Origin of the sequence: Aggregatibacter sp. oral taxon 513 (genome assembly GCF_018128305.1) — a bacterium.
Classification (GTDB): domain Bacteria; phylum Pseudomonadota; class Gammaproteobacteria; order Enterobacterales; family Pasteurellaceae; genus Aggregatibacter; species Aggregatibacter segnis_A.
Window position 1 is genome coordinate 207,405 of record NZ_CP072381.1, and the last position, 23,917, is coordinate 231,321.

Below are 23,917 nucleotides of genomic sequence, written 5' to 3' on the forward strand. Positions count from 1 at the left end.
GCTTAAAAGGTGGGCATTTTGCTCACCTTTGTTTTTTTGTCGTAGAGAATGAGGATATTTTCTTGCGCAAAAGTGAGGTCATTTTTCAGCGTGTTTTTCTGCTTTAAATATTGCGATCAGCTCCCGTACTTTGATTCGCTTATGTGACGCTTGGCTGATGGAGCGTTGTACTTTTAAGCGGCGGATTTTCGCGCCTTGGTAGATTTCTCGAGTGAATGGCGTATCGTGATTTGAAATCACCACTTGGATGTTGCGTTGTTTTACGGTGTCTTTGGCAAGGTTGGCAAGATCACGCTGGTGGGCGATGGAAAATTCATTGCCGGAATAATTGGTGAAATTGCTGTCTTGTGAAAGAGGGGCGTAGGGGGGATCGCAGTAGATGACTGAATTTTCATCCGCCATTTGGAAGGTTTGTTGAAAATCGGCGCAAATAAAGACCGCACTTTGTGCTTTCGTTGAGAAAAAACGGAGTTCTTCTTCCGGGAAATAATGGGTTTTGTAAGCACCGAAAGGCACATTAAATTCGTTTTTGGAATTGTAGCGACACAAGCCGTTAAAACCAAAACGGTTTAAATACAGGAATAATACGGCACGTTGGAAGACATCGGTACTTTGATTAAATTCTTTACGCTTGGTGTAGTAGTAACTTTCCGTATTAGCATCGGGATGAAAGAAAACCGGTTTGCACGCTTGGATATAACCTTCAACGTCCTGTTTGACGATGTTGAATAGGTGGATTAAATCAGGGTTGATGTCTGCCAGAATGTAGCGTTCGAAATGGCTGTTGAGAAATACCGCACCGGCACCAACAAAAGGTTCGACTAAACATTGTTTGCGTTTTGGCAATAAGCGGTTGATTTCGTCTGTCAGACGATATTTACCGCCCGCCCATTTGAGAAAGGGGCGGCTTTTGGTTTTTGTTGTGGGTTTAGCGGGTTTAGGCATGGGGTTAGTCAACTTGCGTACAACGATTAATGGCTTCAATCACCTGTTCTTGTGGGACATCCGTCGCCACATAAGCCTGTCCAAGCGCTTTGAGGAGTACCAAACGCAATTTGCCATTTAGCACTTTTTTATCACGCATCATTAGCGGCAAGTAATCTTGTGCAGTCATCCGATCCGGTGAAACCGTTGGTAAATTGGCGCGCGCTAAAAGTTTTTCTAACCGTGCGACATCATGTGGTGTTAAATCGCCTAATTTTTCAGACAACACTGCAGCCATCATACAGCCAGCGGATACCGCTTCGCCGTGTAACCAGTTGCCGTAACCTAAATGGGTCTCGATGGCGTGACCGAAGGTGTGGCCAAGATTTAATAGCGCACGATCGCCTTTTTCTGTTTCATCGCGCGCCACAATATCCGCTTTTAATTGGCAACAACGGGCGATACATTGTTGTAATGCGTTTTGGTTAAGGGCGACTAAGTCATCGATGTGTTGTTCTAACCATTGGAAAAAGGGGAAATCTAAAATCGCACCGTATTTTATGACTTCGGCTAGACCTGCATTGACTTCGCGTTTTGGTAAGGTATTTAAGGTGAGTGTATCGACAATCACGGCGGTGGGTTGATAAAACGCGCCGATCATGTTTTTGCCTAATTCGTGGTTTACCGCCGTTTTGCCGCCCACGGAAGAATCCACTTGGGCTAATAACGTCGTTGGAATTTGAATAAAACGTACGCCACGTTGATAGCTTGCTGCGGCATAGCCTGCCACGTCACCGATGACACCGCCGCCCAATGCCACGATCGTGGTATCGCGTCCGTGGTTGGCTTTTAAAAGTGCGGTGAAAATCAGGTTCAAAGAATCCAGGGTTTTGTATTGTTCGCCGTCCGGCAATAACACGTGCTCAACAAGACAACCGATTTTTTCTAAGGTGTTCGTCACGGTGGAAAGATAATGTTGTGCAACAGTTGGATTGGTCACGATCATGACTTTATTGCCGGATTTCAGCGGATAGCAATCGGTATTCGTGAGTAATCCGGCACCGATATGAATCGGGTAGCTTCTTTCTTTCAATTCAACATTTACACAGAACATTTACTTTGCCTTTGAGGTGTTTAACCGTTCGTATTAACCGTTGTAGTTGTCAATCAGGTCGATAATTTGTGTCGCCATGACTTTGGCACTTTGTTCGTCAGTTGGTAGGGTGATGTCCGCCACTTCTTCATAAAGTGGATTGCGAACTTTAGCTAAGTCTTCCAACACTTGGCGCGGATCAGTCACATCTTGCAATAACGGACGTTTTTTGTCTCGCTGTGTGCGTTGATATTGTTTATCCACGGTAGTTTCTAGATAAATCACGATGCCACGAGCGGAAAGGTGATTACGGTTGTCTTTTGATAATACAGCGCCGCCACCGGTCGATAACACGATGCCTTGACGTTGCGTTAATTCATTAATGAGACGTTCTTCTCTTTTACGGAACCCTTCTTCGCCCTCAACGTCAAAAATCCAACCAATATCGGCACCGGCGCGTTCTTCAATTTCCGCATCGGTATCGACGAAATCCATGTTGAGTAATTGTGCGAGTTGGCGACCGATAGTGCTTTTACCTGCACCCATAGGGCCCACTAAGAAAATATTACGTTTTTCTGCCATTGCTATAATCTTAAATTTATGTCGTCGTAAAGAATGTGATCTTTTAGAAAATAAGAAACGACCGCAAGTCATGATTCATGTGGTCGTGTGAAAGTTTTGAATAAAATTGAAAAGATCACCCCAAAATTGCACGAGATTATCTCAATAAATCGCCATTCTTTTCAACATAAACAGGCGATTTATTTCGTTTATCCCGCGTTAAAGACAAAATAAACTACGGGTTTCTTTCCTTTTTCGGTTTGTTTTGTGCGGTCTTGGATTTCTCTTGCTTCTTGTTCTTTTTCGCTGTTGACTGGTTGTTCTTCAAGTTTTCCAATGTCTCACCCTGGCGCAAAATATGTGGCGTGACGAAGATCACCAATTCCCGCTTTTGGTGGCGATCACTTTCTTTGCTAAATAAATGCTTAATGCCGGGAATGTCTCCCAGTAATGGCACTTTGTCTAAGCTTTTGGTAACGGTGTCGTGAAAGACGCCACCAAGCACGATGGTTTCGCCGTCCTTGGCAAAAACTTGCGTATTTATTTCTTGTTTATCAATCGAAACCACCTCGCCTAAACCGTATGCCACACGGCTGCCCGGCGCGTTTTGGCTCACAATTAAATCCAACAGAATTTGCTTATCCAAGGAAATGTGCGGTGTGACTTCCAACCCTAATACGGCTTCGCGAAATTCCACACTTTGTGTGCCACTTTTTTCATTCACCATAATGTAAGGTAATTCCGTCCCTTGCTTAATGCTGGCACTTTTCTTGTTCGTGGTGAGTAAACGAGGACTGGCGATAATCTCCACATTGTTTTCCCGTTCAAGTGCGGTCAATTCTAAGTCTAAAAGTCGTCCGTTGATTTTGGCGACTTGTAACGCGAGAGACCCCGCCGGTGTCGTGGCAGTCGGCAGGTTCACGTTTAATTGATTCGCAATATTGTCAAAGCCGTTAGCGGCGAGACTGCCAGCGATTTTGTGGGCATTTTCTGTCGGGTTGAAAATTCCCCAACGGACACCTAATTCTTTCAAACTTTCCGCGTTGATGGTGACGATACGTGCTTCTATGGCAATTTGTTCAATGGGCTTATCCAATTCCTTAATCAATTTTTTCAAATTGGCGATGGATTTTGGTTCGTCTTGAATCAGCAAGAGATTGCTGCGGTCATCAAAGGTAATGCTGCCATTCGGCGATAACATCGACCCGTTACCGCCGGTAAGCGATTTCATGACGTCAGAGGCTTTGGCAAAGTGCAGTTTAATGGTGGCAGTCGCGAGCGAGGTGTCTTCCTCAGGGGGGAGTGATGCAATGGGTTGAGGTTCTGTGATATTGCCGGCAAATTTGGCGGCGGTATCACGTTTACTTAAATAATAAATGCCGTCTTCCTGCCATAAATCTAATTGTTTGATTTTGGCAACGGAATGAAAGAGCTGATCTAAATCTACGTTATCTAACTTTAATGTCAGTGTGCCTTGTAATTCGTCGTCAATCAGCGAGTTAACATTTTGAGCCAGCGCAAGTTGTTGTAAGGTCGGCACTAAAGGTGCCTGTTTGAGTTGAATGGAAAAGGTTTGATGTTGTTCGGCATGCACGGCGAACGTGAAAAAACATCCGAAAAACAGACCGCACTTTAAGATCTTGAGAAAAAGCGATTGCATGATATTTCCTTATAATGATTTAAAACTGAACATTAAACGGGAGCGTCTGTTCACAATGTTGATTGTTTTCTCTGCGTAGAAACGTAATTTGCTGTTTGGTGATATGGTCTATTTTGATTGCCTCTGCGGAGATGATATCACCGACGTTCGCCAAATGAACATGCTGGTCTGCTTGTAAAATAAGTTGCCAATCTTTTTGTTGCTGAATAATGCCGACAATCTGAATTTGAGCAAAAGGCGTGTTTGGGAAAAGCCCTGTTTGGCATGAATGTTCAAGCGCCTGACCTTGCTTTTGGACATGTTCTGGTTTGGTGCGATGGCGTTGTGTTTTATTAAATGGATCATTCGCTGCTGCGGGTAAGCTGAGCAAAATGCCCAATATTAAGTATAAAAGTGGTTCTCGCATTCGTTTTTCCTTAGTTTCCTTTGCTATTTAATTGAAATAAAAGTGCTGTTTGAATGGATGAGGTTTCATTGGCTTCATCGCTTTGTAGCACTTGCCATTCCACGAGTTCCAATTCTGTGTTCGCGTTTAAAAGTGCGGTTAAAAATGAATGTAAATCTTTGAAATGGCCTTGAAGTTGTAGCCTGAGTAAGGGCTTTTGATGAAAATCCCACTGGCTTTGTACGATTTGCAAACGTTGAGCAAATTGTTGGATTTGTTGATTTATCGGCGGCAGTTTGGCAGCCAGCGCCGGTGTGAGTAATTGCGTTGCCGCTTTCTCTTTTAGTGTTGCTAAAAGTTTTTGTTGATGTGCCAAACTTTCGCGTTGCGTTTGTAATTGTTGCTCCATATGTGTCATGTGAGCACGTTGTTGCCAATAATGCTGCAAGGGGAAAGAGAGGATAAATCCGCCGAGGAAAAATAACGTGGAGTGTTGTTTCCAGGGATGTAATCGGTGCCAATGGGCCAATGTCTCGGTAAGTTTTTCTCTGAAATTCATGGTGTTGTTTTTATCTTTACATCAAATTGGAAACGCAGTTCTTGGGCTTGTGGTTTAAATTCCACCAGATTAACTTCGCGAAATAACGGTTGTGCGGAGAGATATCCATTGAGACGAGAAAATTCTTCTTGATTTTCAGCATATCCCTTGAGCATAAGATGTTCGCTATTAAGGTGTAACTCCGTTAATTCACCTTGTGTAAGTGGAAACTCATCTAATTGATTTAATAAAGAAAAAAGTATTTCTTTTGGAATTTCCTGAAGGGTTTCCAATTGAGCATGACTGTGGCGAAATTGTTGAATCTGTTGCTGTGTCGCCTGTAATTCTTGTTGGTGAGTGGTGTATTGCAACTGTGCTTTGCCCGCATTGTCGGTATAGCCTTGCGCAAAATGGGTGAGCAATAATGTGCTGATTGTATATAACGTTGCCCCGATAAATAGGGTAACCAACAAACGCCGATTTTTCTGTCGCAGCTGTTTAATGCGCCAAGGCAACAAATTCATGTCTTTTTTCATGTCATTTTCTCTAAAGATGGCGCTTTAACATCAAAAAGTGCGGTGGATTTTTGTAACGTTTCTTGTTGCCACAAGGCATTACCTAGGGCGATAAAAGGAAGGGAGGTGTTTATTTCCACCCAGTCTGATCCAATGTGTGGCGTAGATTCAGTGCTGTAATAGAACATTTTTTCTGGTTTTTCATCATAACGCTGGCAATATTGCTCAAAAAGTGCGGTCAAATTTCCGTCCGTTTGAAACAGTGTTTGGGTCTGTTGTCGTTTTTGGTGAATCGCTAATGCGCCGCTTTCGTCTTGGTACAACACTAAGGCGTCGATCGGTAATGGTTGCTCTAAAATATATTCGCTGGCGCGTAAAACAGCTTTGGCAACGCTATCTAACACATCAATTTGCAAGGGAATAAATTGATTTAAATAGTTTTTCGCAATTTGTTGTCTAATGGCGAAAATATCTAAACGAAATCCTTGTTTTAGCGGCGTAGCGGTATAGTCGTACCAAACTTCCTCAAGTGGAATCGGTAATTCATGGGTAAGAGTAAAATGACACTGTTGTTCACATTCTTGGGTGTTTAGATTGTGCGGCAGAATAAGGCTTTTTTGCCAAATATGCTGCGGCATAATGGCGGTGATGTATTTATAGTTTGCTCTTCTCGGTGATTGATTTAATTTCTGATTTAACGTGGAGGAGAGCGTCGGTAAATCAAGTTCGTGACATTGTAAAAACTGAGCTTGGTTTTGTGAATCAAACCAAAGAACATCGATATGTTGTGGGCGGTAGCAAAGGCCAACTTGAATGGCTGACTGATGTCTGATGAACATGAAGTATCCTTGTTTGCAATATTTACTGTCGTTTTTGTTGCGTAGTCTTTATACTTAGCCACTATATTTTTAATTCCTTTTATTGCCTTTAACTAAGTGAGAATTTTTCGATGCGGATCGCAAAATTAATATTAAGTTCCTTATTAACCCTGTTCATTTTGGGCTGTATCGCCGTGGGCGTTGTTTATGTGCAGCTAAAATCCGACTTGCCGGATGTGGAAACACTGAAAACCGTTGAGTTGCAACAGCCAATGCAAATTTATACTTCTGACGGGAAGTTGATTGGTGAAGTAGGCGAACAGCGTCGTATTCCGGTGAAATTAAATGATGTGCCGCAAACGTTAATTGATGCGGTATTGGCGACGGAAGACAGCCGTTTTTATGAACACCATGGGCTAGATCCGATCGGGATCGGTCGTGCCGTGATGGTGGCGATCAGTAAAGGTGGTGCTTCCCAAGGGGCGAGTACCATCACGCAACAGTTGGCGCGTAACTTCTTCTTAACGCCGGAAAAAAGTTTGATTCGTAAAGCCAAAGAGGCGATTTTAGCGATTGAGATCGAAAATGCCCTAGATAAAAACGAAATTCTTGAGCTTTATTTAAATAAAATTTATTTGGGATACCGCTCTTATGGTGTGGCGGCCGCGGCAAAAACCTATTTTGGTAAAGAATTAAATCAACTGACTTTGTCCGAAATGGCGGTGATTGCAGGTTTGCCGAAAGCCCCTTCTACGATGAATCCGCTTTTCTCCCCGAAACGTGCGTTAGAGCGTCGTAATGTAGTGTTGGGGCGTATGTTGGATCAAAAATATATTTCTCAAGAAGAATATGATGCTGCGTTGAAAGAGCCAATTGTCGCCAGCTATCACGGTGCGCAATTGGATTTTCGAGCTGATTACGTCACAGAAATGGTGCGTCAGGAAATGGTAAAACGTTTCGGTGAAGAAGACGCCTATACCAAAGGCTATAAAGTCTATACCACGGTGCTTTCCAAAGATCAGGAAACGGCGCAAAAAGCGGTACGTGATAATTTAATCGCTTACGATATGCGTCATGGCTATCGTGGTGGTGAACCCTTGTGGAAAAAAGGCGAAGCCTCTTGGGATAATGACACTATTATTGGTTTTCTGAAAAAGTTACCAAATTCTGAGCCGTTTATTCCGGCTGCTGTCATGAATGTATCTAAATCCGGTGCAGAGCTTTTATTGGCATCCGGTGAGAAAATAACGTTGCCAAGCAGTGCGATGCGCTGGACGGGACAGTCTGCTCCGGTGAAAACAGGTGAGCAAATTTGGCTGCGTAAAAACGACAAAGGCGAATGGGTCTTGGGACAAATTCCACGTGCCAATTCGGCGTTGGTTTCTTTAAATAGTGACAATGGCGCCATTGAAGCGATTGTGGGCGGCTTTAGTTTTGAACAAAGTAAATTTAACCGTGCAACACAATCATTAGTACAAGTCGGTTCTTCCATTAAACCGTTCATTTATGCGGCAGCATTGGAAAAAGGGTTGACCTTATCTAGCGTGTTACAAGATACACCGCTTGTGTTGAAAAAGCCGGGTCAAAAGGAATGGCGCCCGAAAAACTCACCGGATCGTTATGATGGTCCTTTACGTTTACGTGTGGGACTAGGCCAATCTAAAAACATGATTGCCATTCGCTCCATGCAAATGGCCGGTGTCGAGTTTGTTGCGGATTTCTTACAACGTTTTGGTTTTAAACGAGATCAGTATTTTGCCAGTGAAGCGCTTGCATTAGGTGCGGCTTCCTTTACGCCGCTTGAAATGGCGCGTGGTTATGCAGTGTTTGATAACGGTGGCTATTTAGTTGATCCATATATCATCAATAAAATCTTAGATAATACCGGTAAAGAAATTTTTGTGGCCAACCCTAAAGTCGCCTGTCCAACTTGTGACAGTATTCCTGTCATTTACGGCGAAACGGAAAAATTAGATGGTTTCAAAAATACCGATTTGACCATGGTTGACGGCTTGAAACGTAGCGATGATTCCACGAACGGCGAAGAAGTGGATCAAGGTGAAACTGTGCCGGATATTCCGGAGTTACAGCCACGCATTGATTCTGTGAAAGAAGAAAATTTAAATTTCATGGCGCAAGCAAAAACCAACAGCTCGCAAGTTGAGTATGCGCCACGTGTCATTAGTGGTGAATTGGCGTTCTTGATTCGTAGCGCATTAAATACAGCGATTTATGGTGAACAAGGGCTAGATTGGAAAGGCACCAGTTGGCGCATGGCAAATGAGATCAAGCGTAAGGATATTGGCGGCAAAACCGGGACGACCAATAACTCCAAAGTGGCGTGGTATGCCGGTTTTGGCGCGAACTTAACAACGGCTGTGTATATTGGTTTTGATGACAATAAATTCGATTTAGGTCGCGGAGAGGCTGGTGCGAAAAGTGCGATGCCGGCATGGATTAGCTACATGAAGGCCATTTTGAAAGAAGTCCCTGAACGCACGTTGCCGACCCCGGCGAATATTGTCGAGAAAAACATTGATCCGCGTTCCGGCTTATTATCTGGTGGTGGACGTGTTGAATACTTCATTAAAGGTACCGAACCGACCCGAGCTTATGTGGAAGAACGTGGTTATTATGTGCCTAGCGATTTGCAGGAAGGCGGTGGCGCATCGGGTGGCCAACGGGAAGAATTATTCTAGACCGTGACTTGTTTTTGAAGCCCGGCAGCTGTCGGGCTTCCTTTTTGGGGAAAAGTGCGGTCATTTTATTTAACGTTTTATAAGTAGGAATTATGCTCAGTTATCGTCATAGTTTTCATGCAGGTAATCATGCGGATGTGTTGAAACATATCGTGTTAATGCTGATTATTGAAAGTCTGCAACAGAAAGATAAAGGTTTTTATTATTTAGATACCCATTCAGGCGCGGGACGTTATCGTTTATTTAGTGCAGAAGCGGAGAAAACGGCTGAATATGTAGATGGCATCGGTCGTTTGTGGGGGCGTGAGGATTTACCGCCGGAAGTGGCGCGGTATGTGGCACTGATTAAAAAACTCAACTATGGCGGGAAAGAATTGCGCTATTACGCTGGCTCCCCGTTATTGGCCGCCAATTTATTACGCCCACAGGATCGTGCGCTGATGATGGAATTGCACCCAAGCGAATTTCCTTTGTTACGCAATAATTTCAAAGAATTTGAAAATGTTACCGTGAAGATTGGTGACGGTTTTCAGCAAGTCAAAGCCACATTGCCTCCTAAAGAGCGTCGTGGCTTGGTACTAATTGATCCGCCTTATGAACTGAAAGAAGACTATGATTTGGTGGTGAAAGCCATTGAAGAAGGCTACAAACGTTTTGCAACCGGTGTGTATGCAATTTGGTATCCGGTGGTGCTACGTCAGCAAACAAAACGCATCATTAAAGGCTTGGAAGCTTCGGGCATTCGTAAGATTTTGCAAATTGAATTGGCGGTGCGCCCGGATTCTGATCAACGTGGCATGACTGCGAGTGGCATGATTGTGGTGAATCCGCCATGGACGTTGGAACAACAGATGAAATCCATTTTGCCGTATTTAACCACCGCACTTGCACCGCAAGGTACCGGCAGTTGGTCGGTGAATTGGATTACACCTGAATAAGATGATGCCAGCATAAGATAATACCAATTAGACCGATTTATCCTATTTGTTTGATTTGTGAACATCCTTTGGGCAGAATAGCGCCCAATTTATTAATAAGGAAAAGAGTATGACCAGACATTATGATTACATTGCCATCGGTGGTGGCAGCGGTGGAATTGCTTCCATTAACCGTGCAGCAAGTTATGGCAAAAAATGTGCCATTATTGAAGCAAAACATTTAGGTGGAACCTGTGTTAACGTGGGCTGCGTGCCGAAAAAAGTGATGTTCTACGGCGCACAAATTGCAGAAGCCATCCATCATTATGCACCGGATTACGGTTTTGATGTGGACGTCAAAAAATTTGATTTCGCTAAGTTGGTGGAAAGCCGTCAAGCCTATATTTCCCGCATTCACACTTCATACGATAACGTGTTGGCGAAAAATAACGTGGAAGTCATTCGCGGTTTTGCCAAATTTGTCAATAAAAATACCCTTGAAGTAACTTTCGACGATGGTTCCACCGAGCAAGTGACAGCAGATCATATCTTGATCGCCACTGGCGGACGTCCAAGTATTCCTGCAATAAAAGGCGCGGAATACGGTATTGATTCTAATGGCGTTTTTGCGTTAACCGAGCTACCTAAACGCACAGCTGTTGTTGGCGCAGGTTATATTGCCGTGGAGTTGGCCGGCGTCTTGAACAGCCTTGGTGTGGAAACCCATTTATTTGTGCGTAAACACGCGCCGTTGCGTAATTTTGATCCAATGATGGTGGAAACCTTGGTGGAATCTATGCAACAAGACGGCATTACGTTGCACACCCATGCCATTCCAAACGAAGTGGTAAAAAATGCAGACGGTTCTGTGACCCTGAAATTAGAGGATGGTCGCGAGCAAACCGTGGATTGCTTGATTTGGGCGATTGGACGTGAGCCGACGACTGATAAAATTAATTTACAAGCCGCCGGCGTAGAAGCGAATGCGCGTGGTTTCATCAAGGTAGATAAATACCAAAACACCAATGTCCCGGGCATTTATGCAGTAGGCGATATTATTGAAGGCGGCATTGAACTCACGCCGGTGGCAGTTGCAGCCGGACGTCGTTTATCCGAACGCCTGTTTAACAATAAACCGAACGAACATTTAGACTACAATTTAGTACCGTCCGTGGTGTTCAGTCATCCGCCAATCGGCACTGTGGGATTAACCGAACCGCAAGCCATTGAACAATATGGTGCGGAAAATGTGAAAGTGTATAAATCTTCCTTTACCTCTATGTACACGGCTGTTACCCAGCATCGTCAACCTTGCCGCATGAAATTGGTGTGCGTTGGTAAAGAGGAAAAAATTGTGGGCTTACATGGTATCGGTTTTGGCGTGGACGAAATGATTCAAGGTTTTGCTGTTGCTATTAAAATGGGCGCGACAAAAGCGGATTTTGACAACACAGTGGCTATTCACCCAACCGGCTCGGAAGAGTTTGTAACAATGCGTTAATTAACACTTATTAAATAAAAAAGGTCTGAGTTTTCAGACCTTTTTTCTATTCTTTATTCAGTATGTTAGACACAAACTTTAGCACTTTAACTAAAGTGCGGTCTTATTTTATTGTGTTTTTAACGGGTTCCATAAACAACGATGGTCTTGCCATGGGCTGAAATGAGATGTTGATCTTCCAGCATTTTGAGAATGCGTCCAACAGTTTCACGGGAACAGCCTACCATTTGGCCGATTTCTTGGCGGGTAATTTTAATTTGCATACCATCCGGATGAGTCATCGCTTCCGGCATTTTGGCTAGGTTTAATAAGGTTTGAGCAATGCGCCCGGTAACATCCAAGAAAGCCAAGTTACTGACTTGGCGTGAGGTGTTTTGTAAACGACGTGCCAACTGCGCGGTAAGGAGCATTAGAATTTCAGGGTTAACTTGAATTAATTGGCGAAATTTACGGTAGGAAATTTCAGCAACTTCACAAGCCGCTTTGGCTTTTATCCAGGCGGAACGACGCTGATCTTCTTCAAATAAACCGGCTTCTCCGAAGAAGTCGCCTTGGCTTAGATAAGTCAGGATCATTTCTTTACCATCTTCATCTTTCACTAAAACGGAAACGGAACCTTGAATTAAATAGTATAAGGTTTCAGCCTTTTCACCTGCATTGATTAATGTGCTTTTAGATGGATATTTATGAATATGGCAATGAGATAAAAACCAATCAAGGGTTGGATCCGTTGATGGCGTTGTAACTTGTGCGTTTTGTTCCTGCACGGTGAAAACCTCCAGCTAACAATAAAAAACTAAAAAGTTTATTTAAAAAATTCCGTTTTATTTTTTATATCGATAGATTCATGTAACTCAGACCAAACGATCACCGCACTTCCTTGGCGGATTTTGTTCAGTAGCGCTTTCTTTTTTTGTTCGAAAGTCTGTTCATGTGAACCATAATCGGTTCCTTCACGTAAAATGACGCTTTCCACAATATTGATTAAAGTGTCTTCCGCCAGTTCTTGCCAAGGAATAATCACGACATATTACCTAAATAAATAAATTATGCAAATAAGCTTTCAATGAGCTGCCATTGCTGGCTAAACCCTTGATTTGGTGAGTGTCGGAAGTTGGAACGCACATAGCGCATAAACTGCCCTTCACAGAGGGTGACGAGGTGTGCGGCGATAATGCGTTCGTCCACGTTAAATCCGCGTCCTTCGCGCAATTTTCGCATTTGCAGAATATTCACAAACTGCAATTCCAGCCTGTCAAAAAAGGTGGCAACGCGGGCTTGTAGTTTGGCATCTTCAAACATCAGCGCATGGCCGGTTAACACACGGGTTAAACCGGGGTTTTTACGGGCAAAATCCAAGATCATCTGCAGGATGTCTTTTACCCGTTGCATGGTGTTGGTTTCATTTTTGATAGATTGTGAAATGCGATTAAGCAATGTGCTTTCGATATTCTCAATTAAGGCTTCAAAAATCTTGGTTTTGCTTGGGTAATAACGGTATAACGCCGCTTCTGACACGCCCACTTCTGCGGCTAAACGCGCCGTTGTCATACGCTCCATGCCGCGTTCGGAATGCAACATATGCGTGAGCACCGTCAACACTTGTTGGCGGCGTTCTTTAATACTGCGTTTATTGGTTTGTTCCATTAGTGTTTACCTGAATGGCCGAAACCGCCTTCGCCGCGTTCTGTGGCATGAAATTCGTTGACGATATTAAATTCCGCTTGCACAACGGGCACAAAGACTAATTGTGCGATGCGATCGCCTACTTCAATTTTGAACGGCTCACTGCCACGGTTCCACACGGAAACCATGAGCGGTCCTTGATAATCAGAATCAATTAAACCGACTAAATTGCCCAACACAATGCCGTGTTTATGGCCTAAACCGGAACGAGGTAAAATGACTGCGGCTAAATTGGGATCGGCAATATAAATAGAAAGTCCCGTTGGAATTAATTTGGTTTCACCCGGTTGAATTTCAATGCCATTGTCTATGAGTGCACGTAAATCCAATCCTGCGGATCCTTCGGTGGCATACGTTGGCAGAGGAAATTCGCTGCCAAGACGGCTATCTAAAATTTTAACGTCAATTTTTTTCATTGTGATCTTTTCCTTTAACGAAATCTTTTATGTTTTTGATAAAGTGCAGTTGGTTTTTGCTGTGTTTTTTTATTGACGGTAACGCGCCATGATTTCACTGACTAATGCTTCTGCCAATGTATTTTTATCCGCCTGCGGCAAGGCTTTCTCTCCGTTTTTCCAAAAGAGGTGTAGCGCATTGTGATCTTGTCCGAACACTTGCCCGCCGGAAACGTCATTGGCACAAATCATATCCAAATTCTTGCGCATCAATTTATCTTTCGCGTAATCGGCAACATTCTGCGTTTCAGCCGCAAACCCAATAGTGAAAGGGCGCTTTTCCGTAAGATGCGCCACATCCGCGATAATGTCCGGATTTTTAACAAGCCTTAACGTCATTTCTTCAGCCGATTTTTTGATTTTTTGATCAGCGATATCCGCAATACGGTAATCTGCCACCGCCGCACAACCAATAAAAATGTGATTTTTGACCGCACTTTCTAAGGCGGTTTTCCACATTTCTTGCGCGGAAGTGACATCAATACGATGAATATTGGGTGAGGCGGTGAGATTCACCGGGCCGGCAATTAACGTCACAGTTGCCCCACGTTTTGCAAAGGCTTCTGCAATGGCAAAGCCCATTTTGCCGGAGCTGTGATTGGAAAGGTAACGCACCGGATCGATGGCTTCACGCGTTGGGCCTGCCGTAATGGCAACATGGATGCTGAGTAAATCTTGCTGCACAGTAAAATGATGGCAAAGTGCGGTGAAAATTTCCGATGGTTCGGACATCCGCCCTGCGCCCACATCACCACAGGCTTGTTCGCCACTGTTCGGGCCGATAAGTTGTATGCCACGGCTTAAAAGTGCGGTCAGATTTTGCTGCGTTATGGCTTGGCGATACATTTGCTGATTCATCGCCGGCGCAAGAAAAATCGGTGCACTGGTGGCAAGGCAAATCGTGGACAGTAAATCGTTCGCCATACCGACAGTTAAGCGCGCAATAAAATCGGCACTGGCAGGTGCGATTAATACGACATCCGCCCATTTCGCCAATTCAATATGTCCCATTGCCAGTTCTGCTTGCGGATCCAATAACGATTGCGCCACAGCATTGCCGGAAATCGCTTGTAAGGTGAGTGGGGTCACAAATTCTGCGGCAGCAGGCGTGAGCACTACGCGAACCAGCGCATTGGCTTTGCGTAATAAACGAATTAATTCGATGGTTTTGTACGCGGCAATGCCGCCGGTAATACCCACAACAATGCGTTTATTTTCTAGATTAATCATGCTTGAATCCCATGAATTGACTGACTCGGAGATGAATTCGCTTATTCTACTTGAATTATGATTTAATCAAAAATCTTATTTTGCGATCGCAATCCCATCTTTTGAATGTACTTTTTGGATTTTACGACGCCCTGTGAATGAATAGCGAATCTGTTATTTTTTGCGAGGTTAAAGAAATGAATGAGGCCTTAATGCCAAGGGAAAAGCTCTTAAAATATGGAGTCGCCACACTGACAGATGCTGAACTTTTGGCCATTTTCTTGCGTACGGGGATTAAAGATTGTCCGGTGATGCAGCTATCGAAAAATGTGTTACAACATTTTGGGTCGTTGCGTGGGCTTATTAACGCCAATCAAAAGCAGTTTTGTGCCATGAAAGGCATTGGCATTACGCAGTTTATTCAATTGCAAGCTTGCACGGAAATGACCCGTCGTTATTTATTGGCGGAACTTAAAGAAGGGTATTGTTTTAGCTCGTCAGAGACAGTGAAAATGTACTTACAAACAGAGTTGGAAAATACAGAGCGAGAAATTTTTTTAGTGCTGTTCTTGGATAACCAGCATCGCTTGATTAAGCAGGAACGCTTGTTTCTTGGCACAATTAATAAAGCGATGGTTTATCCGCGCGAAGTGATCAAAGAGGCGTTGGCGTGCAATGCTGCGGCGATTATTTTGGCACATAATCATCCTTCCGGCGTAGCGGAACCAAGCTTTTCCGACCGACAAATTACGGAGACTATCAAACAGGTGGCGGAGTTGGTGGAAATTCGAGTGCTGGATCATTTTGTGATTGGCAAAGGCGATTATTTTTCCTTTGCGGAACAAAATCTTCTCTAAAACTGACCGCACTTTTGGATAAATTTTAGTTTTAATGTCAGCAAATTCAGGATTTAGGCTTGAGAATGCAATATAAAGTGAGTATAATGCACGACCTTTAATATAGTATGCGGGTCGGGTTATACGACCTGACGAGGTCATTCAAAAGTTATTTTTGAAGTATTCCGAACCGTAAGCTCGAGCTTAAATTTCATTATTGGAGATTAATATGTCTAGAGTCTGTCAAGTAACAGGCAAGCGTCCGGCAGTGGGTAACAACCGCTCTCACGCAATGAACGCGACTCGTCGTCGTTTTCTTCCTAACCTTCACACTCACCGTTTTTGGGTTGAAAGTGAAAACCGTTTCGTAACATTACGCTTAACTGCAAAAGGTATGCGTATTATTGATAAAAAAGGCATTGATGCAGTTTTAGCTGAAATCCGTGCTCGTGGCGAGAAAATCTAAGGAGCTAACAAATGGCAGCAAAAGGTGCTCGTGAGAAAATCCGTTTAGTTTCTACCGCAGAAACCGGTCATTTCTACACAACTGACAAAAACAAACGTAATATGCCTGAAAAAATGGAAATCAAAAAATTTGATCCAGTTGTGCGTAAACACGTTATTTATAAAGAAGCAAAAATCAAATAATTTTGCACGAATTGAAAAACCCGACATTGTTCGGGTTTTTTTATATCCAGTGGCTATCGGAGAAAGAGAATGCCTGAACTACCTGAAGTCGAAACCGCACTACGTGGCGTAAGCCCTTATCTAAAAGATTACACGATTGAAAAAATCGAGGTACGTCAGCCGAAACTCCGCTGGGCAGTATCACCGGAATTAGCGACATTGCATCAAGTAAAAATTCTAGAGCTGAGCCGCCGTGCTAAATACCTTATCATTCATACCGAAAAAGGCTATATCATCGGACACCTAGGGATGTCAGGAACCGTAAGAATCGTACCGCATGACAGCCCGATTGATAAACACGATCATTTGGATATTGTGATGAATAACGGCAGATTATTACGCTATAACGATCCGCGACGTTTTGGGGCTTGGTTGTGGACGGAAAAATTAGATGAGTTTCATTTATTTTTGAAACTGGGGCCGGAACCGCTATCAGAGGAATTTAACGCCGACTATCTTTTCAAAAAATCTCGCAAAAAAACGACCGCACTTAAAACCTTTTTAATGGATAATGCTGTGGTGGTGGGCGTTGGTAATATTTACGCCAACGAAAGTTTATTTTTATGTGGTCTGCATCCTATGAAACTTGCCGCCAATCTGACGCGTAAGCAATGTGAACGCTTGGTAGATACCATCAAATCCGTGTTAGCCAAAGCCATTGAACAAGGCGGAACGACACTCAAAGATTTCTTACAACCTGATGGCAGACCGGGTTATTTCGCCCAAGAATTGTTGGTTTACGGGAATAAAGGCAAACCTTGTTCAACGTGCGGTACAAAAATTGAAAGTTTAATCATCGGACAACGAAACAGCTTTTATTGCCCGATGTGTCAGAAGAAAGGATAGGTATTATCTGATAACTTCCAATACGTCCTCTGGAGATATCTCATTAACATTCTCAACAAAGTTAATAATGTGAGTTTTGTTTTTACAGTTCGGATTCCAGTGGGCAAAATTCTCTTTATCAGCTAATTTATAGAAAGCAATGATTTGTTTATTTAAGCCTGAGGCAATATGAACAATAGAAGTATCAGGTGAAATAACCAGACTAGAATGATGAAGTAATGCTATGGTATCAAAAATATTTTCGGTTTTTTCATAAACAAATGCGTTAGCGTATTTTTCTGAAATGCTTTTTAATAAAGGTGTGACTTCAGGATAAGTTAACAGCAAAACTCTTTTATTCTCTGATTGAAGTTTTTCAATAAATAAACAAATATTTTGTTCTTTGAATTTTCTAGAACTAGCGGCACCAAAGAAATTGATAGTAATACAGTTAGCAAGATGATTTTCTTTAATAAAATGTGCGATATCTTCTTTTTTATCACTGTGATTTGGAATGTCATAACTAATATCAATATTCTCTATACCACACAATTTTATTGCTTCTGCGTACACTTCAGAAAAATGTAATTGCTCCTGATTAATACTGAAGTTAAATAGTTTGTAATTTTGTTTTTTATAACCAATATAATTTTTAGCATTGATTAATCTTAACAAAAGTAAATCACGGTTTCTTATTAATAATGTTGGATCGATAACAACATCATAGCTTTCTTTTGCAAGAGATAAACCACATTTTATATAGTCAAAAATATTACGTTTCTTCACAAAGTAAAGTTGGTCAATATGAGGATTTTGTTTGAATAAATAGGCGCCTTTTGTCGTACAAACTACGCCAATCTTAATCTCAGGATTGAATTTCTTAATTTCTCTGAAAACGAAAGAACTCACGATATAATCGCCAATCTTCCCATCTTGTCGTAAGAAAAGAATTTTCTTAGGTGAAAGTGCGGTAGCGTTTTTAGGTGTTTTTTTATCTAAGATAAGTTTCCCTATTGATAGACGTATAGTCTGAAGAATTAGTTTAATGTTCATTTGTTATGTCTATCTTCAATTTGATCAATTTCCGAATCTGCATCAAGACCTCTGAAAACGCATGGAGGCTCAACTCCATAAGCATTTACTTTGGTTTTTTGTATTAACCCGGTTAGATAATCCGCCGGCATTCTTATTGGATAAGCATACTTTAATAATTTTTGAGCGCCGGAAAGTGTTATTAAATAGGCGGTTGCGTATATTATGCATCGTTTCGAGTTTTTTGAAGGGCTACGGTAATGGGCTAATCGATATCCTTCAATTAATTTCTTTTTAAAAGGATATGATTTGACTTTGCCATGATCTAAGAAAATCAATTCATAGCTATGATGAATTTTACCAAGCATATCTTCTATGATTTCCTTAAAGAATTGAGAAATAATTGCATCATCTTCAAGGATGATAGCGGATGGTATATTATTTTCTACCATATGCTCATAAACCTTGATATGGCTAGTTGCACATCCGATTTCTCCAAGGGTCAGTGGAAGAGAGTTATATGTTTTATAAAAATGGTAATCTACTTGAGCAAGCGCTTCTTTACTTAACTCTTTTCCATAAACCGCATCAAAAAATTCAAATTGCAGTCCAAGTCCTTTTAGGCGTTTTGTGATAAATTCCCGGCGGGAAGAGTTTTTCAAACTAATAACAAAAATTGGGGGAAGATTGTAAGCATTACTCATAAACATATCACCTTGAACTACATAGAAATAACCCCCGCAATTGCGAGGGCTAAGATTCAGATTACTTCGTACCTGGAATTTTGAAACGGCTGTTAAAGCGTTCAACGCGACCGCCGGTATCAACAACACGTTGTTTACCTGTGTAGAATGGGTGGCATTTACCGCACACATCAAGGTTGATGTCTTTACCTAAGGTAGAACGAGTTTTGATCACGTTACCGCAAGAGCAAGTTGCAGTAATTTCTTTATATTCAGGATGAATACCTTGTTTCATAGAAAACCTCAAATTTGAAGCCATGCCGCTATCAAGCCAATCGCAAAAGCAATCCCTGACACCGCATGAGATTAATATTACGCCATTATAAATGGCACGCTTGTGTGTAAGGGTGCAAATTTTACAGAAAAAATTAGCATAGTTCAAGCTGTGAGCCGATCTGCCACTTTGATTTTTTGTGCATATTAAGATTCATTTCATTGCCTCAAAATAGTAAGATAATCGGTAACTTAAGGCTAACTTCATATCTCCGTATGCATTTCATTGAAAATAAAAACTTTGTTATCAGCATTTCCACTGCGGATAAACGTCGAAATCACATCATCCAACAATTCGGTCAACAGAACATCCCATTTGAATTTTTTGATGCGTTTACACCTTCTGAGCGTCTCACTGATCATTTACTGCGTTATCTTCCCAATGTTGCAGCCACTCCTAAGTTAACCATGGGAGAGAAGGGCTGTTTGATGAGTCATTTCATGTTGTGGAAAAAGTGTGTTGATGATGATTTAGATTTCATCACGCTTTTTGAGGACGATATTTTGCTTGGTGAGAATGCAGAACGGTTTCTTGCAGAAGATGAGTGGTTAAAAGTGCGGTTCAATTTTCAAGAGATTTTTGTCTTGCGTTTAGAAACCTTTTTGATGCCTGTTAAGCTTGAAAAACAGGAAAAGATATTGCCTTACCATCAAAGAGAAATTGATATTTTAAAATCTAAACACTTTGGCACGGCAGGCTATATTATTTCTAATGCTGCTGCGAGATACTTTATTCATGTATTTGAAAAACTTACTGTAGAAGAAGTTAAGGCGATTGATGAAATCATGTTCAATGAATGGATAAATATTGATCTTTATCAGGTGTATCAACTTAACCCTGCAATTTGTGTACAAGAATTGCAATTGAATCAGGAAAGTAGCACATTGACGAGTGGGCTCCAGCAAGATCGAAAGAAGAATACAGCAATACAACTAAAAAAAACACTAAGACAGCGTTTAGATCGAATAAAAGATAATACTATACGGGCACTCAATAAAGAAAAATGGAAAGAACAACAACGCCTTAAAGAGAATTTGGGAAAGGATGTTGTACCATTTATTTGATATCAATTCCTTGTTTAATTCTTTTTATTTGTTCAATAGCAGTGTAAATATTATCAAAATCTACATTTTGTAAATCTTGATAACCTAATTCCCACCATTTTAATTTTAGTAGTTTGCTAATAATATCTTGCTCAAAACGATATTTAATAACTTTTGCAGGAGCACCAACTGCTATTGCATATGGTGGAATGTCTTTTGTAACAACACTTCCTGCTCCAATTATTGCGCCGTCACCAATAGTTAAGCCACTTAAAATTATAACATCTGCCCCTAGCCAAACATCATTGCCAATATGAGTTCTTTTAGGTAGAAAGTTTGTATAAGAGTCAGCATATTGGAATGGATGTGTTGATAGCCAGTTTATAGGATGATTATCTAAACCAATTTTAACTCCTGTAGCAATTGAACAATAACGTCCAATTTTGGTGTTTTTAAACATACCTTTATGTAGGTAAGAATAATCTCCAATTTCACAATCATCAGTTATAATGAGATCATCTTCTATAAAAAATTGAACTTGATTTCCTTTTTTTACATCTTTAAATTTTTCTTTTTTATTATGTTTTAGTATTTTATAGAACCATTCTTTTAATTTCATATTGCCCACTATTAAAGTATAACTTATTTGTATATTAATTTCTTTGTAATATAGATATTATCTGCATTGCCGCAGAACCATCTCCATATGGGTTGTGTGCTTGAGACATTTTATTGTATTCAAGTTCATTAGTGAGTAATAAATTAACTTGTTCAATTATCATATTTTTAGATGTTCCAACTAATTTTACAGTTCCTGATTTTATAGCTTCAGGTCTTTCAGTTGTTTCTCTCATTACTAATACAGGTTTTCCTAGAGATGGTGCTTCTTCTTGGATTCCTCCTGAGTCAGTGAGAATTAAATATGAAGAATTCATTAAATAGATAAAAGATAAATAGTCTAATGGTTCAATTAAATGAATATTAGATTTGTTGCTTAATAACCGGTTAACAGGCTCTTTGACATTAGGGTTTAGATGTACTGGATATACAAATTGAACTTCTGGATGAAGCAATGATAATTCCGAAATCGCTCGGCATATGTTTTCAAAACCCTCTCCAAAATTTTCTCTTCGATGACCTGTAATTAGAATAATTCTATCTGAGTTTAGGAAGTCGAATTGACTTTTTAATTTATTCAATAGTGTAATATTTTTATTTATTTTATTGCGAGCTGTAAATAAAGCATCAATTACAGTATTTCCTGTAATATAAATATTTTTATCAGGTATGTTTTCTTTTAATAAGTTATCTTTTGATGTTTGTGTTGGGGTAAAATGGTATTTTGTGATTGCAGCTATTAATTTTCGATTGCCTTCTTCTGGGTAAGGAGAATAAATATTATTAGTTCTTAGGCCAGCTTCAATATGAGCTATATCTATTCTGTTATAATAAGCTGCTAGACTAGTTGCAAAGCTTGTTGTTGTATCGCCATGAACAAAAATCAAGGTTGGTTTATATTCCTCTATAATTGGTTGTATTTTTTGTAAGATACTAGAGGTAATAGTAGATAATGTTTGTTGATTACTCATAATGTCTAGATCGTAATCAGGCTTAATTTCAAATATTTCTAGGACTTGATCTAACATTTTTCTATGTTGCCCAGTGACACAAACTCTGAAGTTTAGATTATTATATTTCATCTGTTTTATAAGAGGTGCCATTTTAATAGCTTCAGGTCGAGTTCCAAATACAATAAGATATCTCTTCATAATAATATTCTCTAGTCCTTTATTTTTATTAATACATAACTTTTTAGATTGGATACTCTTATTGAAAAGAGTATTTTTTCATTTTGTGTTATTGGTAGATCTCCTATTCCTTTTTTCTTGAATCTAGAAATTATAAATCTATTAAATAGATTGAATTTATCTTTTCTTTCATGAGAAGGCTTCCATGAGCCATTAAAATGGTGAATGGAAAAATTATCAAAGTTATCTCTAGGAGTACAGAAATAATAATATGGGTATATTATAGATTTCTCATTTATCTTGGTTGTGCTTTCACCATTATAAGGTTCTTTGATGTCAAATTTATTTTTAAAATACTCACTTATTCTAAATGTGTTTGGTGTTAGATCTAATCCCGCTTTTGTTTCAAAGTGAATATTGCTATATTCATCTAACAAATCCTTAATGATGTCATTGTGTTTTTGGGCGGCCATTAATGCAGTAATAGGGAAGAATCTTTTGTTTTCACCATATACTTCATATCCGCTAAAAAAATCTAAATGAAGAAATTGATCTATTTTTTGTGTTATTTCAACATCTGAATCAAGGTATATTCCACCTTCATGATATAACGCATATAATCTTAGGTAATCAGAAACAAAAGCCCATTTTTTATTCTTGTAAGCTTCACTTACATAGTCATTTTTTATGTTTTGTAAAGAGTTATTATTCCATTCTATTATTTCATAATCAGGTAAAATAATTTTCCAAGAATTTATACAATCAATAACAAGTTGAGGTTTTTCTTTTGTTCCTACCCAAACATAATGTATTTTTTTAGGTATTGTCATTTTTTATCCTTTATATTTAATATATTTCTATTATATATTTCCCATTTTTTTATAGATAAAATAGTCTTGATGTTTTTTCTTAACTTTCTACTGAGTAATGTCTTCAGCCAGAAATTAATTTCTTTTTTAATTAGATATCTAATATGTGGTTTTATATTATCAGGAGATGATATATAAATTCTTTTAAAGCTTTCTAATATTGATGTTATTTGATTTATTATAGGGGTGTTAGATGTTGCTGAACCAGCTCTTCCTTGTAGATAGGTGAATAGGTGTCCGTTAAAGTAGTTGGCATTTGCTACATATAGGACTTTTATAATGAATTCAGTGTCTTCGCAATTCTTTACATGAGGAGTAAATAATATCTGATTTTTAATCAGAATATCTTTTTTTATAAGCATGGAGCATATGTGTAATGGGTGTTCTTGATTGGAGATAGAGTTTAAGTAAGGTATTAATATATTTCCGGTTTCCTTTAGTATTTTACTTTTATTAGTATTATCTTCTTTTTTATATGTAAATCCTGAGTAAGCTATATCATAATTATATATTTTGTATATTAACTCAGAGCAGAAATTGGAAGTGTAAAGGTCATCTGCATCTAAGAAGGCTATATACTGCCCTTGAGCTAAGTTTATTCCATTATTCCGAGCTACTGAAACACCTTGGTTTATTTGGTAAATATATTTTATTCTTTTGTCAATGTTACAATAATAATTACATATTTCTTTAGTATTATCTGTTGAGCCATCGTCAATAATTAATAATTCCCAATTATTATACGTTTGTCTAATTACTGACATTATTGACCTATCGAGATAATCAGCACAATTATATGTTGGTAGAATGATGGAGATCATTATAAGTAATACCCTAGATAAAGTTAGATTTGTTGGGCGATTTTACCTAAAACAGTTAAATCTTCAAGATGTGAAAGC

At 40.1% G+C, this 23,917-nt stretch carries 28 protein-coding genes; 8 read left to right on the plus strand and 20 right to left on the minus strand.

The genetic code is table 11. From position 1 onward, the window contains the following. Positions 1-78 precede the first annotated feature (78 nt). The 8 genes from J5A60_RS01140 to J5A60_RS01170 form a co-directional block, all read right to left on the minus strand. On the minus strand, positions 79-945 hold the full coding sequence (locus J5A60_RS01140) for a Dam family site-specific DNA-(adenine-N6)-methyltransferase (protein WP_212510295.1): 867 nt from the start codon (positions 943-945) through the stop codon (positions 79-81). A gap of 4 nt (positions 946-949) precedes the next feature. Continuing rightward, a complete protein-coding gene (aroB, locus tag J5A60_RS01145) occupies positions 950-2,038 on the minus strand; it encodes a 3-dehydroquinate synthase (protein WP_249113880.1) in 1,089 nt (362 codons plus the stop codon). A gap of 33 nt (positions 2,039-2,071) precedes the next feature. Continuing rightward, positions 2,072-2,599 (minus strand): shikimate kinase AroK, encoded by a 528-nt coding sequence (gene aroK, locus J5A60_RS09510; RefSeq protein WP_048750075.1) that lies wholly within the window; start codon positions 2,597-2,599, stop codon positions 2,072-2,074. A gap of 214 nt (positions 2,600-2,813) precedes the next feature. Then, a complete protein-coding gene (locus J5A60_RS01150; RefSeq protein WP_212510296.1) occupies positions 2,814-4,238 on the minus strand; it encodes a type IV pilus secretin PilQ in 1,425 nt (474 codons plus the stop codon). Between the two features lie 19 nt (positions 4,239-4,257). Continuing rightward, positions 4,258-4,644 (minus strand): pilus assembly protein PilP, encoded by a 387-nt coding sequence (locus J5A60_RS01155; protein WP_212510297.1) that lies wholly within the window; start codon positions 4,642-4,644, stop codon positions 4,258-4,260. 10 nt (positions 4,645-4,654) lie between these two features. Then, positions 4,655-5,182, minus strand: coding sequence for a competence protein (locus J5A60_RS01160; RefSeq protein WP_212510298.1), 528 nt, complete (start codon positions 5,180-5,182; stop codon positions 4,655-4,657). Further along, positions 5,179-5,697 (minus strand): PilN domain-containing protein, encoded by a 519-nt coding sequence (locus J5A60_RS01165; RefSeq protein ID WP_212510299.1) that lies wholly within the window; start codon positions 5,695-5,697, stop codon positions 5,179-5,181. The genes J5A60_RS01160 and J5A60_RS01165 overlap by 4 nt, the downstream gene beginning before the upstream one ends. Beyond that, the gene (locus J5A60_RS01170) at positions 5,694-6,515 is read right to left on the minus strand and encodes a competence protein ComA (protein WP_212510300.1); all 822 of its coding nucleotides are present in this window, start codon (positions 6,513-6,515) and stop codon (positions 5,694-5,696) included. The genes J5A60_RS01165 and J5A60_RS01170 overlap by 4 nt, the downstream gene beginning before the upstream one ends. Positions 6,516-6,625: 110 nt before the next feature. Between J5A60_RS01170 and J5A60_RS01175 the strand changes: the two genes are divergently transcribed. The 3 genes from J5A60_RS01175 (at position 6,626) to gorA (ending at position 11,611) form a co-directional block, all read left to right on the plus strand. Beyond that, positions 6,626-9,193 carry a penicillin-binding protein 1A gene (locus tag J5A60_RS01175; protein WP_212510301.1) on the plus strand — a complete coding sequence of 856 codons (2,568 nt, stop codon included), beginning with the start codon at positions 6,626-6,628 and terminating at the stop codon, positions 9,191-9,193. Positions 9,194-9,285: 92 nt separating this feature from the next. Continuing rightward, complete coding sequence (locus tag J5A60_RS01180; RefSeq protein ID WP_109859326.1) at positions 9,286-10,131, plus strand: 23S rRNA (adenine(2030)-N(6))-methyltransferase RlmJ; 846 nt, start codon at positions 9,286-9,288, stop codon at positions 10,129-10,131. Positions 10,132-10,240: 109 nt separating this feature from the next. After that, positions 10,241-11,611 carry a glutathione-disulfide reductase gene (gorA, locus tag J5A60_RS01185; RefSeq protein WP_212510302.1) on the plus strand — a complete coding sequence of 457 codons (1,371 nt, stop codon included), beginning with the start codon at positions 10,241-10,243 and terminating at the stop codon, positions 11,609-11,611. 119 nt (positions 11,612-11,730) lie between these two features. On the opposite strand, the gene crp is transcribed toward gorA, so the two are convergent. From crp to coaBC, 5 genes are all read right to left on the minus strand, one after another. Next, on the minus strand, positions 11,731-12,378 hold the full coding sequence (crp, locus tag J5A60_RS01190) for a cAMP-activated global transcriptional regulator CRP (protein WP_109128369.1): 648 nt from the start codon (positions 12,376-12,378) through the stop codon (positions 11,731-11,733). Positions 12,379-12,416: 38 nt separating this feature from the next. Continuing rightward, on the minus strand, positions 12,417-12,635 hold the full coding sequence (locus J5A60_RS01195) for a YheU family protein (RefSeq protein ID WP_212510303.1): 219 nt from the start codon (positions 12,633-12,635) through the stop codon (positions 12,417-12,419). 23 nt (positions 12,636-12,658) lie between these two features. Beyond that, positions 12,659-13,258, minus strand: a complete 600-nt coding sequence (gene slmA, locus J5A60_RS01200) for a nucleoid occlusion factor SlmA (protein ID WP_212510304.1) — start codon at positions 13,256-13,258, stop codon at positions 12,659-12,661. Continuing rightward, positions 13,258-13,713, minus strand: coding sequence for a dUTP diphosphatase (gene dut / locus J5A60_RS01205; protein ID WP_048750057.1), 456 nt, complete (start codon positions 13,711-13,713; stop codon positions 13,258-13,260). Before dut ends, slmA begins: the two co-directional genes overlap by 1 nt. 69 nt (positions 13,714-13,782) lie before the next feature. After that, positions 13,783-14,982 (minus strand): bifunctional phosphopantothenoylcysteine decarboxylase/phosphopantothenate--cysteine ligase CoaBC, encoded by a 1,200-nt coding sequence (coaBC, locus tag J5A60_RS01210; protein ID WP_212510305.1) that lies wholly within the window; start codon positions 14,980-14,982, stop codon positions 13,783-13,785. Positions 14,983-15,158: 176 nt separating this feature from the next. Here coaBC and radC point away from each other — a divergent pair, with 176 nt between their 5' ends. The 4 genes from radC (at position 15,159) to mutM (ending at position 17,330) form a co-directional block, all read left to right on the plus strand. Then, positions 15,159-15,818 carry a DNA repair protein RadC gene (radC, locus tag J5A60_RS01215; RefSeq protein ID WP_048750052.1) on the plus strand — a complete coding sequence of 220 codons (660 nt, stop codon included), beginning with the start codon at positions 15,159-15,161 and terminating at the stop codon, positions 15,816-15,818. A gap of 208 nt (positions 15,819-16,026) precedes the next feature. Continuing rightward, a complete protein-coding gene (rpmB, locus tag J5A60_RS01220; protein ID WP_005542826.1) occupies positions 16,027-16,263 on the plus strand; it encodes a 50S ribosomal protein L28 in 237 nt (78 codons plus the stop codon). 11 nt (positions 16,264-16,274) lie between these two features. Further along, complete coding sequence (gene rpmG, locus J5A60_RS01225; protein WP_005613503.1) at positions 16,275-16,445, plus strand: 50S ribosomal protein L33; 171 nt, start codon at positions 16,275-16,277, stop codon at positions 16,443-16,445. A gap of 69 nt (positions 16,446-16,514) precedes the next feature. Beyond that, on the plus strand, positions 16,515-17,330 hold the full coding sequence (mutM, locus tag J5A60_RS01230) for a bifunctional DNA-formamidopyrimidine glycosylase/DNA-(apurinic or apyrimidinic site) lyase (protein ID WP_212510306.1): 816 nt from the start codon (positions 16,515-16,517) through the stop codon (positions 17,328-17,330). 3 nt (positions 17,331-17,333) lie between these two features. Here mutM and J5A60_RS01235 read toward each other — a convergent pair whose 3' ends face one another. The 3 genes from J5A60_RS01235 to rpmE form a co-directional block, all read right to left on the minus strand. Next, positions 17,334-18,362 carry a glycosyltransferase family 9 protein gene (locus J5A60_RS01235; protein WP_212510307.1) on the minus strand — a complete coding sequence of 343 codons (1,029 nt, stop codon included), beginning with the start codon at positions 18,360-18,362 and terminating at the stop codon, positions 17,334-17,336. Next, on the minus strand, positions 18,359-19,045 hold the full coding sequence (locus tag J5A60_RS01240; RefSeq protein WP_212510308.1) for a glycosyltransferase family 25 protein: 687 nt from the start codon (positions 19,043-19,045) through the stop codon (positions 18,359-18,361). The genes J5A60_RS01235 and J5A60_RS01240 overlap by 4 nt, the downstream gene beginning before the upstream one ends. 61 nt (positions 19,046-19,106) lie before the next feature. Next, a complete protein-coding gene (gene rpmE, locus J5A60_RS01245; RefSeq protein WP_006716752.1) occupies positions 19,107-19,319 on the minus strand; it encodes a 50S ribosomal protein L31 in 213 nt (70 codons plus the stop codon). A gap of 254 nt (positions 19,320-19,573) precedes the next feature. Between rpmE and J5A60_RS01250 the strand changes: the two genes are divergently transcribed. Next, the gene (locus J5A60_RS01250) at positions 19,574-20,422 is read left to right on the plus strand and encodes a glycosyltransferase family 25 protein (protein WP_212510309.1); all 849 of its coding nucleotides are present in this window, start codon (positions 19,574-19,576) and stop codon (positions 20,420-20,422) included. Here J5A60_RS01250 and J5A60_RS09615 read toward each other — a convergent pair. Genes J5A60_RS09615 through J5A60_RS01270 form a run of 4 tightly spaced genes read right to left on the minus strand, consistent with a single transcriptional unit; the run spans position 20,415 to position 23,839 of the window. Then, positions 20,415-21,020, minus strand: coding sequence for a CatB-related O-acetyltransferase (locus J5A60_RS09615; RefSeq protein ID WP_212510310.1), 606 nt, complete (start codon positions 21,018-21,020; stop codon positions 20,415-20,417). The genes J5A60_RS01250 and J5A60_RS09615 overlap by 8 nt on opposite strands. A 34-nt stretch (positions 21,021-21,054) precedes the next feature. Then, on the minus strand, positions 21,055-22,170 hold the full coding sequence (wecB, locus tag J5A60_RS01260; RefSeq protein ID WP_212510311.1) for a non-hydrolyzing UDP-N-acetylglucosamine 2-epimerase: 1,116 nt from the start codon (positions 22,168-22,170) through the stop codon (positions 21,055-21,057). Between the two features lie 11 nt (positions 22,171-22,181). After that, positions 22,182-22,979 (minus strand): glycosyltransferase family 32 protein, encoded by a 798-nt coding sequence (locus tag J5A60_RS01265; RefSeq protein ID WP_212510312.1) that lies wholly within the window; start codon positions 22,977-22,979, stop codon positions 22,182-22,184. Beyond that, positions 22,976-23,839, minus strand: a complete 864-nt coding sequence (locus tag J5A60_RS01270; protein WP_212510313.1) for a glycosyltransferase family 2 protein — start codon at positions 23,837-23,839, stop codon at positions 22,976-22,978. Before J5A60_RS01270 ends, J5A60_RS01265 begins: the two co-directional genes overlap by 4 nt. Positions 23,840-23,917 lie beyond the last annotated feature (78 nt).

Excerpts from the sequence above, each read along its gene's own strand:
- rpmE (WP_006716752.1), bottom strand. The coding sequence starts at position 19,319 with ATGAAACAAGGTATTCATCCTGAATATAAAGAAATTACTGCAACTTGC.
- J5A60_RS01235 (WP_212510307.1), bottom strand. The coding sequence starts at position 18,362 with ATGAACATTAAACTAATTCTTCAGACTATACGTCTATCAATAGGGAAA.
- wecB (WP_212510311.1), bottom strand. The coding sequence starts at position 22,170 with ATGAAGAGATATCTTATTGTATTTGGAACTCGACCTGAAGCTATTAAA.
- rpmG (WP_005613503.1), top strand. The coding sequence starts at position 16,275 with ATGGCAGCAAAAGGTGCTCGTGAGAAAATCCGTTTAGTTTCTACCGCA.
- J5A60_RS01265 (WP_212510312.1), bottom strand. The coding sequence starts at position 22,979 with ATGACAATACCTAAAAAAATACATTATGTTTGGGTAGGAACAAAAGAA.
- J5A60_RS01175 (WP_212510301.1), top strand. The coding sequence starts at position 6,626 with ATGCGGATCGCAAAATTAATATTAAGTTCCTTATTAACCCTGTTCATT.
- rpmB (WP_005542826.1), top strand. The coding sequence starts at position 16,027 with ATGTCTAGAGTCTGTCAAGTAACAGGCAAGCGTCCGGCAGTGGGTAAC.
- J5A60_RS09615 (WP_212510310.1), bottom strand. The coding sequence starts at position 21,020 with ATGAAATTAAAAGAATGGTTCTATAAAATACTAAAACATAATAAAAAA.
- coaBC (WP_212510305.1), bottom strand. The coding sequence starts at position 14,982 with ATGATTAATCTAGAAAATAAACGCATTGTTGTGGGTATTACCGGCGGC.
- J5A60_RS01150 (WP_212510296.1), bottom strand. The coding sequence starts at position 4,238 with ATGCAATCGCTTTTTCTCAAGATCTTAAAGTGCGGTCTGTTTTTCGGA.
- J5A60_RS01140 (WP_212510295.1), bottom strand. The coding sequence starts at position 945 with ATGCCTAAACCCGCTAAACCCACAACAAAAACCAAAAGCCGCCCCTTT.
- J5A60_RS01270 (WP_212510313.1), bottom strand. The coding sequence starts at position 23,839 with ATGATCTCCATCATTCTACCAACATATAATTGTGCTGATTATCTCGAT.
- mutM (WP_212510306.1), top strand. The coding sequence starts at position 16,515 with ATGCCTGAACTACCTGAAGTCGAAACCGCACTACGTGGCGTAAGCCCT.
- gorA (WP_212510302.1), top strand. The coding sequence starts at position 10,241 with ATGACCAGACATTATGATTACATTGCCATCGGTGGTGGCAGCGGTGGA.
- J5A60_RS01155 (WP_212510297.1), bottom strand. The coding sequence starts at position 4,644 with ATGCGAGAACCACTTTTATACTTAATATTGGGCATTTTGCTCAGCTTA.
- J5A60_RS01240 (WP_212510308.1), bottom strand. The coding sequence starts at position 19,045 with ATGAGTAATGCTTACAATCTTCCCCCAATTTTTGTTATTAGTTTGAAA.
- dut (WP_048750057.1), bottom strand. The coding sequence starts at position 13,713 with ATGAAAAAAATTGACGTTAAAATTTTAGATAGCCGTCTTGGCAGCGAA.
- aroB (WP_249113880.1), bottom strand. The coding sequence starts at position 2,038 with ATGTTCTGTGTAAATGTTGAATTGAAAGAAAGAAGCTACCCGATTCAT.
- J5A60_RS01180 (WP_109859326.1), top strand. The coding sequence starts at position 9,286 with ATGCTCAGTTATCGTCATAGTTTTCATGCAGGTAATCATGCGGATGTG.
- J5A60_RS01170 (WP_212510300.1), bottom strand. The coding sequence starts at position 6,515 with ATGTTCATCAGACATCAGTCAGCCATTCAAGTTGGCCTTTGCTACCGC.
- radC (WP_048750052.1), top strand. The coding sequence starts at position 15,159 with ATGAATGAGGCCTTAATGCCAAGGGAAAAGCTCTTAAAATATGGAGTC.
- aroK (WP_048750075.1), bottom strand. The coding sequence starts at position 2,599 with ATGGCAGAAAAACGTAATATTTTCTTAGTGGGCCCTATGGGTGCAGGT.
- J5A60_RS01160 (WP_212510298.1), bottom strand. The coding sequence starts at position 5,182 with ATGAATTTCAGAGAAAAACTTACCGAGACATTGGCCCATTGGCACCGA.
- J5A60_RS01250 (WP_212510309.1), top strand. The coding sequence starts at position 19,574 with ATGCATTTCATTGAAAATAAAAACTTTGTTATCAGCATTTCCACTGCG.
- J5A60_RS01165 (WP_212510299.1), bottom strand. The coding sequence starts at position 5,697 with ATGAAAAAAGACATGAATTTGTTGCCTTGGCGCATTAAACAGCTGCGA.
- slmA (WP_212510304.1), bottom strand. The coding sequence starts at position 13,258 with ATGGAACAAACCAATAAACGCAGTATTAAAGAACGCCGCCAACAAGTG.